11 protein-coding genes and 1 tRNA gene are annotated in these 12,566 nt (G+C 69.4%); 2 read left to right on the top strand and 10 right to left on the bottom strand.

What is annotated here, in order from left to right; all coding sequences use genetic code 11:
* Positions 1-103: 103 nt before the first annotated feature.
* Positions 104-188, top strand: a tRNA-Leu gene (locus tag LDO27_RS16365).
* A gap of 83 nt (positions 189-271) precedes the next feature.
* Here LDO27_RS16365 and LDO27_RS16360 read toward each other — a convergent pair.
* Entirely contained in the window at positions 272-1,507 is a 1,236-nt protein-coding gene (locus tag LDO27_RS16360; RefSeq protein ID WP_224042773.1) for a hypothetical protein, read from the bottom strand.
* A gap of 182 nt (positions 1,508-1,689) precedes the next feature.
* Between LDO27_RS16360 and loiP the strand changes: the two genes are divergently transcribed.
* Positions 1,690-2,460, top strand: coding sequence for a metalloprotease LoiP (gene loiP / locus LDO27_RS16355; RefSeq protein ID WP_224042772.1), 771 nt, complete (start codon positions 1,690-1,692; stop codon positions 2,458-2,460).
* A 61-nt stretch (positions 2,461-2,521) separates the two neighbouring features.
* Here the strand turns inward: loiP and hutG are convergent, their stop codons facing one another.
* From hutG to LDO27_RS16310, 9 genes are all read right to left on the bottom strand, one after another.
* Positions 2,522-3,340 (bottom strand): N-formylglutamate deformylase, encoded by an 819-nt coding sequence (gene hutG / locus LDO27_RS16350; protein WP_224042771.1) that lies wholly within the window; start codon positions 3,338-3,340, stop codon positions 2,522-2,524.
* A gap of 32 nt (positions 3,341-3,372) precedes the next feature.
* A complete protein-coding gene (locus tag LDO27_RS16345; RefSeq protein ID WP_224042769.1) occupies positions 3,373-4,755 on the bottom strand; it encodes a formimidoylglutamate deiminase in 1,383 nt (460 codons plus the stop codon).
* Positions 4,752-6,029 (bottom strand): imidazolonepropionase, encoded by a 1,278-nt coding sequence (hutI, locus tag LDO27_RS16340; protein WP_224042768.1) that lies wholly within the window; start codon positions 6,027-6,029, stop codon positions 4,752-4,754. Before hutI ends, LDO27_RS16345 begins: the two co-directional genes overlap by 4 nt.
* Entirely contained in the window at positions 6,026-6,625 is a 600-nt protein-coding gene (locus tag LDO27_RS16335) for a HutD/Ves family protein (RefSeq protein WP_224042766.1), read from the bottom strand. Before LDO27_RS16335 ends, hutI begins: the two co-directional genes overlap by 4 nt.
* On the bottom strand, positions 6,622-8,337 hold the full coding sequence (hutU, locus tag LDO27_RS16330; protein ID WP_224042764.1) for a urocanate hydratase: 1,716 nt from the start codon (positions 8,335-8,337) through the stop codon (positions 6,622-6,624). The genes LDO27_RS16335 and hutU overlap by 4 nt, the downstream gene beginning before the upstream one ends.
* Positions 8,338-8,436: 99 nt before the next feature.
* Complete coding sequence (hutH, locus tag LDO27_RS16325) at positions 8,437-10,023, bottom strand: histidine ammonia-lyase (protein ID WP_224042763.1); 1,587 nt, start codon at positions 10,021-10,023, stop codon at positions 8,437-8,439.
* Between the two features lie 98 nt (positions 10,024-10,121).
* The gene (gene hutC / locus LDO27_RS16320; protein WP_222208179.1) at positions 10,122-10,901 is read right to left on the bottom strand and encodes a histidine utilization repressor; all 780 of its coding nucleotides are present in this window, start codon (positions 10,899-10,901) and stop codon (positions 10,122-10,124) included.
* Between the two features lie 5 nt (positions 10,902-10,906).
* Complete coding sequence (locus tag LDO27_RS16315; RefSeq protein WP_222208181.1) at positions 10,907-11,686, bottom strand: ABC transporter ATP-binding protein; 780 nt, start codon at positions 11,684-11,686, stop codon at positions 10,907-10,909.
* Positions 11,683-12,558, bottom strand: coding sequence for an ABC transporter permease (locus LDO27_RS16310; RefSeq protein ID WP_224042762.1), 876 nt, complete (start codon positions 12,556-12,558; stop codon positions 11,683-11,685). Before LDO27_RS16310 ends, LDO27_RS16315 begins: the two co-directional genes overlap by 4 nt.
* Between the last annotated feature and the right edge of the window lie 8 nt (positions 12,559-12,566).

Here is a 12,566-nt window from a genome sequence, read left to right as displayed (position 1 = left end):
CCGGCGTCGCCTTGTGACCCCAGGGGAATTCCGGCATAATGCGCGACTCAGCGCAGTGCTGGCCGCCGGCTCCCGGCGATCCTCCGGCACCTTCCAGCGCGATGCCCGGGTGGTGAAACAGGTAGACGCAGGGGACTCAAAATCCCCCGCCGCAAGGCGTGTCGGTTCGAGTCCGACCCCGGGCACCATCTCAAGAACTCCGCATTCCCCTGTCTGCCCCTTGGCGGGTCGCCGCCACACCCTGGCCAAGTTCCCCTTACGCCGGCGGTCACTACCCTTTTGCGCCCTTCGCCGGATCGGCCGCCTGCCGTATCTTTTCTGCCATCGCTTGGAGCGGAAGGTACGTTGCCGTCTCCGTCGTGTAGTACGGGTCCCCGTTCAGCAATGCCCCCATCGCCTGTGTGATCGGTTCCGCAAGTGCAACCGCATTGCCGTGCTGATTGGGAACATGGCAAGCCACCTGCCACCGCATCGCCAGCTCCGCCGTGACGGCGCCAAGGGTCGCGGGAGACGTGTCCTTGATCATCGCGAACAGCTCGGCCAGCTCCGGCTCGTCCACCCGGGCTTTCAACTGTGTGAGGATATGCATGGCGGCGTAGTCATGCATTTCCGGCGGATCGTCGGCCCGGCACCGGAGGGCAAACTGATTCCGCGCGGGAATAGCCGACAGGCTGCCCCGGTCGATGGCATCCAGGGCCGCCACCGCTTCGTCCAGCCGCTCCTGTCGTGCCCCACCCGCGCCGCGTTGCACGCGTCCCTCCGCCTTCCTGGCGATATCGCGCCGCTGCAGGGCACGCTCGCGGGGATCGGTAACGGTTGCCGGCACATGCCTGTCAGCCATCCGTAGCGACATCTCCTTCGCAAGGGGATCCCACACGGCAGTCTCCATCTCCTTGCATTGCGCCGCCGACATGCCGGCACCGCGGCAACCGGCCATGGCGTGCTCGAATTCGCGCGCCAGCGGACGCATGATGTCGCGCGCGACCGCGTCGGCCTGCGGGGCGGGCAGGCGCGCGTACACCTCCCGAATGGAGGCAAGCGCCTGAGCAATGTCCGGCGCGAAGCGTGCGAGGACGCGGTCCTTCAGCGCAGCACCCGACTGTGCCGTGCCGGCTCCCTCGCGACCTCGCCCTGACACGGCGGACGTTGCAGCTTCACGCAGCCACAACGATTCGTACATCTTCCGGCGACGCGCATGCTCGCTTCTGGCCACGATCGCCGCCGCCTGGCGTCTCGATGGCGTGATCGTGCGCGCGGCGCGCCGGGGAACGAGGCTGCACAGCATTGCGACGAATCGCTGCCACAGGTTTCTGGGCTGGCCCGGGCCGCGGGTGCCGCCGGTCATGGGCTCGAGAGCTACCGGCTTGTCCTTGAAACGGCCTACCTCCACGCGCATCGGCGTTTTGCCGATGACGACGACGGTGCCGTTGGGCACGTCGCTTGTGGACAGCGCCTGGAAGCAGGCGTCGGCATTGCGAAATACGAGGGGAGAAATGGCGTTGCTCATGGGAACCGGAGAAGGCGACAAAAGGAGGATCATGGCCGCGCGCGTTCAGGCCCGCTTTCGTGCCTGTACCGCAAACTTTGGGAAAGAAACCGGAAGCGGGCGTCAGACAGATTCCGGTGCACAGGCCGCCTCCCGTTGGCTATGCTGTCCGGCCACCCACCACCAACCTACCGGAGCGCCTCATGAAGCCCTCGACCGCCGCCCTTCCCTCACGTGCCCTCGCCTGTGCCGCCCTCGCCAGCGCCGCCCTGCTGGTGGGCTGCGCCGGCGCCAATATGGAAGGGCTGACGCAGGCCGGCGGCAGCCTGTTCTCGGCGGCGACGCTGTCCGACGCCAACGTGAAGACGCTGTCCGACCAGTCCTGCGCCGAGATGGACAAGAAGAACGCCATTGCCGCGCCGACCAGCACCTACGGCAAGCGGCTGACGACCATCATGGCCGGCCTGCAGAACACAGGAATCCCGCTCGACGCCAAGGTGTACGAGACCAAGGAGGTCAATGCCTGGGCGATGGCGAACGGCTGCGTGCGCATCTACAGCGGCCTGATGGACCTGATGACCGACGACGAGGTGCGAGGCGTGGTGGGCCACGAGATTGGCCACGTGGCGCTCGGGCATACCAAGGCGGCGATGCAGGTCGCCTATGCCACGGCGGCGGCGCGCGGCGTGCTGGGCTCGACGGGCAGCGCGACGCTGACCGCGCTGTCGTCCTCGCAGCTCGGCGAGCTGGGCGAGACACTGATCAACTCGCAGTTCTCCCAGCGGCAGGAAACCGCGGCGGACGACTATTCGTTCGACCTGCTGACGAAGAACAAGGCCAACCGGGAGGCGCTGGTGACCGCGTTCCGCAAGCTGGCCGCGCTCGACGGCGGCAAGTCGAGCATGCTGAGCACCCACCCCGGCTCGCTCGATCGCGCCAAGCACATCGAGGACCGGCTGCGCGCCGGCAAGTAGCAAAAAAAGGCCCGGCGCGCCATTTGCGCGCCGGGCCCTTCGGCTCTCGCGTCCCGCTTTCTCAGCGGGCTTCGACGTACTCCAGCATGGTGGCCAGCATGGCCCGCAGCGTGGGTTGCAGCCGCGTCGCCAATGCCTCGTCGTAGGCGAACGGGTACGTCTCGCTCATGTACGCCGACTGGGCCAGTTCCAGTTGCACCGCCTGCACGCCTTGCGCCGGCTGGCCGTACTGGCGCGTGATATAGCCGCCCTTGAAGCGGCCGTTGAGCACCGCGGTATAGCCGGGCGCGGCGTTGGCCAGCTCCAGCATGCGCTCGCCCAGCGCCGCGTCGCAGCTCGCGCCGTTGGCCGTGCCGAGGTTGAAGTCGGGCAGCTTGCCCTCGAAGAAGCGCGGCAGCTGCGAGCGGATCGAATGCGCGTCCCACAACGCCACCGTGCCGTGCTCGGCGCGCAGCCGCGCCAGTTCTTCGGCCAGCGCCGCATGGTACGGCCGCCAGATCGCGTCCCGGCGCGCGAAGATCTCCGCTTCGTCGGGGCCGGAGCTGCCGTCCGCGTACAACGGCGTCTTGTCGAACGTATCGACCGGGCACAAGCCGGTGGTGTCCTGCCCCGGATACAGGTTGGCGTTGTCGGGGGGGCGGTTCAGGTCGACCACATAGCGCGAATGCGTGGCCACCAGGATGGATGCGCCCAGCTCCTTCGCGAAGCCATACAGGCGCTCAAGATGCCAGTCGGTGTCCGGCACGGTGCGCGCCTCGGCGGTCAGGCGGCCGGCGACCGCAGCGGGCAGGTAGGTGCCGACATGGGGCATCGACACCAGTAGCGGGCGGGTGCCGCGATGGAACACGAAGGGCGGGGTATCGGTAGAGAAAGACGTCATTGCGGGTCTGTCGTGGGTAGCAGCTTGTAGGATCAGTCGGCAAGCAGGCTGGCGCGGGCGGCGGCGAACGCGCGGCCGGCCTCGGCCTGCAGGGCGTGGGCGCCGTGGTGCACGCGCACGCGCCCGGCGGTGCGGACCTGCGCTAGTGTCTCATGCCCGTGATTGGTGAAGACGTGGACAGCCAGCGCCTGCGCGCCGGACAGCCCGGCAAGCGCGGGATGGGAGCCGTCGAGCACGACGAAATCGGCCTGTTGCCCGGCGGCGAGGCCCGCCACCGGACGCCCGGCGGCGCGCGCCCCGCCGGCCACCGCATCGTGATAGAGCCGGTCGGCCACCTGCGGGTCGGTATCGGACGCGAGCACATTGCGCTTTTGCAGCGCCAGCCGCTGGCCATACTCGAACAGCCGCAGTTCCTCGGCCACGCTGACGCTGGCATGGCTGTCCGAGCCGATACCCCAGGCGCCGGCCTGCGCCAGATACGGCGCGGCATCGAACACGCCGTCGCCCAGGTTGGCCTCCGTGGTCGGGCAGATGCCGGCCACCGCCCCGCTGTGGGCGAGGCGGCGGCGCTCGTCCCAATCCATATGCGTCGCGTGCACCAGGCACCAGCGTGCATCGACCTCGGCATGATCGAGCAGCCATGCGACCGGGCGCGTGCCCGACCAGGCGATGCACTCGTCGACCTCGCGCTGCTGCTCGGCGATATGGATATGCACCGGCGCCGTCGCGTCGAGCCGGTGCAGTCCCGCCACCGCCGCCTGCAGGCTTTCGCGCGGCACTGCGCGCAGGGAATGCGGAGCCAGCCCGAGCCGCGCCCTGCCCGTGCACAGCGGCGCCAGACGGGACAGCAAGGCCAGCATCGCGTCGGTGTCGTGCAGGAAGCGCCGTTGATTGTCCTGCGGCGCCTGGCCGCCGAAGCCGGACGCCTGGTACAGCACCGGCAGCAGCGTGATGCCGATGCCGGTGCGTTCGGCCGCGCGCAGCAGCCGCAGCGACATCTCGGCGGGATCGGCATAGGGCTTGCCCGCGGGATCGTGATGCACGTACTGGAACTCGCACACGCTGGTATAGCCCGCGCGCAGCATCTCGACATAGAGCTGCGTGGCGATGGCCTCCAGCGTATCGGGCGAGAGCCGCAGCGCGAAGCGGTACATCAGGTCGCGCCAGCTCCAGAACGAGTCGTCGGCGGCGCTGCGGTATTCGGTCAGCCCCGCGAAGCCGCGCTGGAACGCATGCGAATGCAGGTTCGGCATGCCCGGCAGCACCGGGCCCGCCGCACGGTCGACGTGCGCCGGCGGCCGGGCTTCCGGTTGGACGATGGTCAGCACGCCCTCGGTGTCCCAGGCGAGCAGCACGTCGCGGGCCCAGCCCGAAGGCAGCAGCGCCTGCGGCGCGAACAGGTGGTTGTCGCTCATCGGCGCTCTCCTTGCCCGGCGGCGGCCGCGGGAAACACGCGGCCCTGCCGCACCGCCACGGCGAGCGGGTTGCGGCCGAACCAGTAGGCCAGTTCGGCCGGCGATTGCACGTTCCAGGCCGCGAAATCGGCGGCGCGGCCCACCGCGAGGACGCCATGGCGGTCTGCCGCGCCGAGCGCGCGCGCGGCATGGACCGTGACGCCAGCCAGCACCTCCGGGACGGTCATGCGGAACAGCGTGCAGGCCATGTTCATCATCAGCAGCAGCGAAGTGACGGGAGACGTGCCGGGGTTGTGGTCGGTCGAGATCGCGATCGGCACGCCGTGCCGACGCAGCAGGTCCAGCGGCGGCAGATGCGTATCGCGCAGGAAATAGTAGGCGCCCGGCAGCAGCACGGCCACCGTGCCGGCCTCGGCCATGGCGCGCACGCCGTCCTCGTCCAGATGCTCCAGATGGTCGGCCGACAACGCGCGATGGCGCGCGGCCAGCGCGGCGCCGCCCAGATTGCTCAATTGCTCGGCATGCAGCTTGACCGGCAGGCCGTGCCGCCGCGCGGCCTCGAACACGCGCTCGGTCTGCGCCGGCGAGAAGCCGATGGATTCGCAGAAGGCATCGACTGCATCGACCAGCCCTTCGGCGGCCAGCGCGGGCAGCATGGTGTCGCACACCGTATCGATATACGCATCGGCGCGGCCGGCGTACTCGGGCGGCAGCGCATGGGCGCCCAGGAAAGTGGTATGCACGGCCACGCCGAACGCCTGGCCCAGCCGGCGCGCCACGCGCAGCTGCTTGCGCTCGGCGTCCAGGTCCAGCCCGTAGCCGGACTTGATCTCGATGGCGCAGACGCCCTCGGCCAGCAGCGGTGCAAGGCGGCTGGCCGCCTGCGCGAACAGGGTGTCCTCGTCCGCGGCGCGCGTGGCGCGCACCGTGGACACGATGCCGCCACCGGCGCGCGCGATTTCCTCGTAGCTCGCGCCGGCCAGCCGCATGGCGAACTCGTCGGCGCGCTGGCCGCCGTAGACCAGATGGGTATGGCAGTCGACCAGGCCGGGCGTGATCCACGCATTGCCTGCGTCGTGCCGGGGCAGCGCGCCATAGGTGGGCGGCAGCTCGGCTTCCGGTCCCAGCCACGCAATCCGACCCTGCTCGACCACCAGGGCCGCGTCGCGGATGGCGCGCGCCGGGTCGGCATCGGGTAGCAGATGGCAGCGATGCCAGACGCCGTCGGCCGACGGTGCGCCGGCCACGGCCATTTCGTTCGGGGATGGCGTCATGGTGTTGCGTCCAGATCGAGGGTAACGAGGAGGCAATGGGATTCGGCGCTCGCGGGCCGCAGATGCAGAGGCGCGCCGGGGCCGAGCACCAGGCCGTCGCCCGGGCGCATCGGCATCGTGGACGCCTGCACGTCGCCGTGCCACTCGCCGGCGATCACCAGCATCACGGTGGCCTGCGTCCCGCCGGGCACGGCCACGGCTTCCCGGACCGACCACGCGCGGGCACGCGTACGGCCGCGCCGTGTCATCACGTTGAAGTCGCGCGTCGGGCCGTCGAGCAGGCTGGCGTGCACGCCGGCCTCGCCCGCGAAGGCGAACGGCTCGCCCACGCGGTCCAGGCGATGGTCGAAGCGGCCGTCATCCGCGCGCAGGCGCACGCCCGCGCCTTCGAGCAGCACGATCTGCCGGTCGATGCCGGGATACGCGGAAAAGGGACCATCGGCCGCGATGTCGGCCACGCTGATGCGCCAGTCGAAGTCCCCCATGCCGGCGCCTTGCGGCATGGCGGCGATCTCGCGCGTCACGCCGCCGCCGTTCTTCCAGGGCGCAGGCGTCAGCGCCGCCAGCGAGAAATATCGCGCGGGCGATGCCGTCATGCGCCCTTCACCATCGGCAGATCCAGGCCCTTTTCGCGCGCGCAGTCGATGGCGATGTCATAGCCCGCATCGGCGTGGCGCATCACGCCGGTGGCCGGGTCGTTCCACAGCACGCGCTCGATGCGGCGGGCCGCGGCCTCGGTGCCGTCGCAGACGATGACCACGCCGCTATGCTGCGAGAAGCCCATGCCGACGCCGCCGCCATGGTGCAGGCTGACCCACGTCGCGCCGCCGGCGGTATTGAGCAGCGCATTGAGCAGCGGCCAGTCCGACACCGCGTCCGAGCCGTCGCGCATGGCCTCGGTCTCCCGGTTGGGCGACGCCACCGAGCCGCAGTCGAGGTGGTCGCGGCCGATGACGATGGGCGCCTTCAGCTCGCCCGACTTGACCATCTCGTTGAAGGCCAGCCCCGCGCGGTGGCGCTCGTCCAGTCCCACCCAGCAGATCCGCGCCGGCAGGCCCTGGAAGGCGATGCGGTCGCGCGCCATGTCGAGCCAGCGGTGCAGCGGCTTGTCGTCGGGGAACAGCTCCTTCATCTTGGCGTCGGTCTTGTAGATGTCTTCCGGGTCGCCGGACAGCGCCACCCAGCGGAACGGACCCTTGCCGCGGCAGAACAGCGGCCGGATATAGGCCGGCACGAAGCCGGGGAAGTCGAACGCGTTGGCCACGCCCTCGTCGAACGCCACCTGGCGGATATTGTTGCCGTAATCCAGCGTGGGCACGCCCATCTGCTGGAAGGCCAGCATGGCACGCACGTGCTCCACGATGGAGGGACGCGCCGCGGCTTCGACCGACTTCGGGTCCGACTGCCGCGCGGCCTCCCATTGCTCGACGGTCCAGCCCGCCGGCAGGTAGCCGTTGACGAGGTCGTGGGCCGAGGTCTGGTCGGTGACCAGGTCCGGGCGCATGCCGCCCGCCTGCGCGCGCTTGACCAGCTCGGGCATGATCTGCGCGGCGTTGCCCAGCAGCCCCACCGAGATGGCCTCCTTCTTCGCCGTGGCTTCCGCGATCATGGCGAGCGCCTCGTCGATGGTGGTGGCCTTCCTGTCGAGATAGCGCGTGCGCAGCCGGAAGTCGATGCGCGACTCCTGGCATTCGATCGCCAGCACGCACGCGCCCGCCAGCACCCCGGCCAGCGGCTGCGCGCCGCCCATGCCGCCCAGGCCCGCGGTCAGGATCCACTTGCCGGCCAGATCGCCGTCGTAGTGCTGGCGGCCGGCTTCGACGAAGGTCTCGTAGGTGCCCTGCACGATGCCCTGCGTGCCGATGTAGATCCACGAGCCCGCGGTCATCTGGCCGTACATCATCAGGCCGGCGCGATCCAGTTCGTTGAACTTGTCCCAGTTGGCCCAGTGCGGCACGAGGTTGGAATTGGCAATCAGCACGCGCGGCGCGTCGGCATGCGTGCGGAAGATGCCCACCGGCTTGCCCGACTGCACCAGCAGCGATTCGTCCTCGCCGAGCCGGCGCAGGCTGTCCAGGATGGCATCGAAGCATTCCCAGTTGCGCGCGGCCTTGCCGATGCCGCCGTAGACCACCAGGTCCTGCGGCCGCTCGGCGACGTCCGGGTCCAGGTTGTTCTGGATCATGCGATAGGCGGCTTCGATCAGCCAGTTCTTGCAGTGCAGCTGCGTGCCGTGCGGCGCGCGGATCTCGCGGCGGCCGCGGGCGTGTTGTGCGGCCTGGGCGAATTGCTGTTCGTTGGCGTTCATGTCTGGATCTCCTTGCGCTTCGTTTCGTTTCGCTCTCTGCTTGTGCCGTTGGTTGGGGGCGCCGCTGTTGCGGTCGTTCCCCCTCACCCGGAAGCCTTGCTATACCCCGACCTGCGTCGGCAGCACCGCGCGCACCGCCTGCGGCCATCCCGCGCCGGCGTCGCCCTGCACCACCCATTGCTTCATCGCCTCGATATCCGGCGCGAGGTAACGGTCCCCTTCGACGAAATCGACGCGTTCCCGAATGCGGGCAAGCTCGGTCTCCAGCAGCGGCGAGGATTTCAGCGGCCGATGGAATTCGATGCCCTGCGCCGCGGCCATCGCCTCGATGCCGACCACCACCGCGGTGTTCTGTGCCATGTCGCCCAGCCGGCGCGCGCCATAGGTGGCCATCGACACATGGTCCTCCTGGTTGGCGGAGGTGGGCAAGCTGTCCACGCTGGCCGGATGCGCCAGCGACTTGTTCTCCGAGGCCAGCGCGGCCGCGGTGACCTGGGCGATCATGAAGCCCGAATGCAGGCCGCCGTCGCGCACGAGGAACGGCGGCAGGCCGGACAGCCCGGTATCGAGCAGCAGCGCCAGCCGGCGTTCGGAAATGGCGCCGATCTCCGCCAGCGCGAGCGCGATGATGTCGGCCGCGAAGGCCACGGGCTCGGCGTGGAAGTTGCCGCCCGAGACCACATCGCCCTGCTGCGGGAACACCAGCGGATTGTCGGAGGCGGCATTGGCCTCGATGCGCAGGATGCGCGCGGCGTGGCGCAGGTTGTCCAGGCACGCGCCCATGACCTGCGGCTGGCAGCGGATCGAATACGGGTCCTGCACGCGGCCGCAAGTCTGGTGCGATTCCAGTATCTCGCTGCCGTCCAGCAGCGCCCGCACCGCCGTGGCCACCTCGATCTGCCCCGCCTGCCCCCGCGCATCGTGAATGCGCGCATCGAACGGCTTGACCGAGCCCTTGATCGCCTCCAGCGACAGCGCGCCGGCCACCAGCCCGGCGGCGAAGGCGTCCTCGGCGGCGAACAGGCCAGCCAGCGCCAGCGCGGTGGAAACCTGCGTGCCGTTGAGCAGCGCGAGCCCTTCCTTGGGGCCCAGCGCGAACACGTCCAGCCCGGCATGCGCCATGCCTTCGGCGGCCGGCACCCGGCGGCCGTCGATCATCGCTTCGCCCACGCCGATCAGCGTGCAAGACATATGCGCCAGCGGCGCCAGGTCGCCGGACGCGCCGACCGAGCCCTTGGCCGGAATGCACGGGGTAACGCCGTGGTTCACCAGCGCGAGCAGCGCCTCGATCAGTTCGGGCCGCACGCCCGAGTGGCCGCGCGCAAGACTGACGGCCTTCATCGCCAGGATCAGCCGCACGGTGTCCGGCGCCAGGTCGGGCCCGGTGCCGACGCTGTGCGACAGCACCAGATTGCGCTGCAGTTCGGCCAGCTTGTCATGCGGGATGCGCGTCTGCGCCAGCTTGCCGAAGCCGGTGTTGATGCCGTAGACCACGGCATCGGTGTCGATGATCTGCTGCACCGTGGCCTGCGCCGCGCGCACGCCGGGCCAGGCGGATTCGTCCATCGCCAGCCGGACCTCGCCACGGTAGATGCGGCGCAGGTCGGCCAACGTGACTTGGCCCGGCACCAGCGTCAGAAGGGGACTTGGGGTCGCGGAGCGGGAATCGTTGGAGTGTGCTGTCATTTGTATGTTCCTGTCTATACAGCTCAGTCTAAACCAGTTCGTTTTGCCCACGCCATCTGCCGGCAGCAGATTTATGGGCGGCCAGGGCGCGGCGGCGCCTAGCCGAACGCGGGGTTGCCGTCGGCGCGGAAGCGGCTGCCCAGCCGGTAGCGGTTGCCCGGATGCAGGCAGCGTACGAAGGTCACCGGCGTGCCGGCTGTCCAGGTGCGCCGCGTCAACAGCAGGCACGGCTGGCTGGCCGGCATCTCGAGCATGCCGGCCTGCTCGGCCGTGGCCGCCACCGCGTCCACCACGTGCTCCACCTGATCGTAGGGCACATGGCGCAGCAAGTATTCGCCCGGCTTGACGCCGGCAAAGTCCTGGTTGATGAAGTCGGGCGCGACGCGCGGATTCACGTAGCGGTCCTCCAGTTGCACCGGCACGCCGTCCTCGCGATGCACGCACACCGAGTGGAACACCGACTCGCCGGTGCGCAGGTCCAGCGCCGCCGCCACCTCGATGGAGGCCGCTGCCCGCTCGACCAGCATCACGTCGCAGGCGTAATCGTGGCCGCGCATGCGGATCTCGTCCTGCAGGTTGACCACCGACAGCAGCGTCGATTGCGGCTTGTGCTCGGCCACGAAGGTGCCGACGCCGGCCACCCGCACCACCCTGCCCTGCTCGGCCAGCTCGCGCAGCGCGCGGTTGACCGTCATGCGCGAGACGCCGAAGCGGCTCACCAGCTCCTGCTCCGACGGCACGCGATCGCCGGGTTGCCACGCGCCGCTCTGGATATTGCGGGCGATGAACTCCTTGACCTGCTGGTACAGCGCAGTGGGCGTGGCGTCCTGGGGGTGGCGCGCGGAGGTGGGGCGGCGTGCCGCGGCGGCAGTGGTCATGATGGTCAGTGCTCCGCCGAGGCCATCGCCTCGGCGCGGATCTCCTCGGTCAGCAGCGCCTTGAGCCGCGAAAACTCCGGGGAGGTCTTGATGGTGTAATGGCGCGGATGCGGAAAGTCGACCGCGATCTCGCTCTTGATGCGGCCCGGCCGCGCGGAGAATACCGCAACCCGGTTCGCCATGAAGATGGCTTCGTCGATATCGTGCGTGACGAACATCACCGTCTTGCGCGACGCTTCCCAGATGCCGAGCAGCAGTTCCTGCATCAGCACGCGGGTCTGGTTGTCCAGCGCGCCGAACGGCTCGTCCAGCAGCAGGATCTTCGGATCGTTGGCCAGCGCCCGCGCGATGGCCGTGCGCTGCTGCATGCCGCCGGAGAGCTGCTTGGGGAAATGCTGCTCGAAGCCGCGCAGCCCCACCCGCTGGATGAAGAAGTCGCTGCGCTCGCGCTGCTCGGCCGCGCTCATGCCCCGCTCGCGCAGGCCGAAGCGGACATTCTGCTCGATGGTCAGCCACGGAAACAGCGTGTACGACTGGAACACCATGCCCCGGTCCGCGCCGGGACCGACGACAGGCTGGCCGTCGAGCAGCACCCGGCCGGACGTGGGTGAATCGAGGCCCGCGACGATGCGCAGCAGCGTGGACTTGCCGCAGCCGGACGGGCCCAGGATGGTGACGAAGTCGTTGTCGCGCACCTCGAAGTCGACCGGCAGCAGAGCCTGGGTCTGGCCGCCATTCGGGTTGACGAAGGTACGCGAGACCTGCTGGATGGACAGCGCACTCATTTGATCGAACTCCACGGAAAGAGGCGCTGGTTGGCCAGCTTGAACAGCAGGTCCGAGATCAGGCCGATGCAGCCGATCACGATGATGCCGAAGATGATCTGCCCGGTATTGAGCAGCGCCTGGCTGTCGGTGATCATGTGCCCGATGCCCGAGGACGAGCCGATCAGTTCGGCCACGATCACATAGGTCCAGGCCCAGCCCAGCACCAGCCGCAGGATCTCCGCGATATCGGGCGCCGCGCCGGGAATCAGCACGCGCTTGACGATGCCGGCGCTGTTGGCGCCCAGCGTATAGGCCGCCTCGACCAGATCGCGGCGCGCGCTGCCCACGGTCACGGCCACCATCAGCACGATCTGGAAGAACGAGCCGATGAAGATCACCAGCAGCTTCTGCGTCTCGCCGATGCCCGCCCACAGGATCAGCAGCGGGATGAATGCCGACGCCGGGAGGTAGCGGCAGAACGAGACGAAGGGCTCGAAGAACGCCTCGGCCGCCTTGTACGCCCCCATGAAGATGCCCAGCGGCACCGCCAGCACCGCGGCCAGCACGAAGCCGCCCAGCACGCGCCAGACCGTCATGCCGATATCGGCGATGAAGTTGTACTCGGTAAAGAGCAGCACCCCTTCCCTGGCCATGGTCAGCGGATCGGCGAGGAAGGTGCGCGGCACCAGGCCGCCGAACGTGACCGCGGCCCACAGCAGGAAGAACAGCACGAAGAACGACAGGCCGAGCACCCAGCGGGCGCGCGGCGACACCGCGACCAGCGGCATCAGCCACGGATGGCGTCGCCGCGCCGGTGCGACCGCCGGTGCGGCGGTCGACGCGGCGGGGGCCTGGGTCGCCGGCCCGGTGCCGATGTGAGCTTGCGTCATGGCAGCGG

The sequence above is a fragment of the Cupriavidus respiraculi genome, assembly GCF_914271545.1.
GTDB classification, from domain to species: Bacteria; Pseudomonadota; Gammaproteobacteria; order Burkholderiales; family Burkholderiaceae; genus Cupriavidus; species Cupriavidus respiraculi.
Note: the sequence above shows the minus strand (reverse complement) of the source record. Positions and strands in the feature narration are given on the sequence as shown.

Coding starts and splice junctions, on each gene's coding strand:
- hutG (WP_224042771.1), bottom strand. CDS start 3,340: ATGACGTCTTTCTCTACCGATACCCCGCCCTTCGTGTTCCATCGCGGC.
- LDO27_RS16310 (WP_224042762.1), bottom strand. CDS start 12,558: ATGACGCAAGCTCACATCGGCACCGGGCCGGCGACCCAGGCCCCCGCC.
- hutI (WP_224042768.1), bottom strand. CDS start 6,029: ATGACGCCATCCCCGAACGAAATGGCCGTGGCCGGCGCACCGTCGGCC.
- LDO27_RS16360 (WP_224042773.1), bottom strand. CDS start 1,507: ATGAGCAACGCCATTTCTCCCCTCGTATTTCGCAATGCCGACGCCTGC.
- hutC (WP_222208179.1), bottom strand. CDS start 10,901: ATGACCACTGCCGCCGCGGCACGCCGCCCCACCTCCGCGCGCCACCCC.
- hutH (WP_224042763.1), bottom strand. CDS start 10,023: ATGACAGCACACTCCAACGATTCCCGCTCCGCGACCCCAAGTCCCCTT.
- LDO27_RS16345 (WP_224042769.1), bottom strand. CDS start 4,755: ATGAGCGACAACCACCTGTTCGCGCCGCAGGCGCTGCTGCCTTCGGGC.
- hutU (WP_224042764.1), bottom strand. CDS start 8,337: ATGAACGCCAACGAACAGCAATTCGCCCAGGCCGCACAACACGCCCGC.
- LDO27_RS16315 (WP_222208181.1), bottom strand. CDS start 11,686: ATGAGTGCGCTGTCCATCCAGCAGGTCTCGCGTACCTTCGTCAACCCG.
- loiP (WP_224042772.1), top strand. CDS start 1,690: ATGAAGCCCTCGACCGCCGCCCTTCCCTCACGTGCCCTCGCCTGTGCC.
- LDO27_RS16335 (WP_224042766.1), bottom strand. CDS start 6,625: ATGACGGCATCGCCCGCGCGATATTTCTCGCTGGCGGCGCTGACGCCT.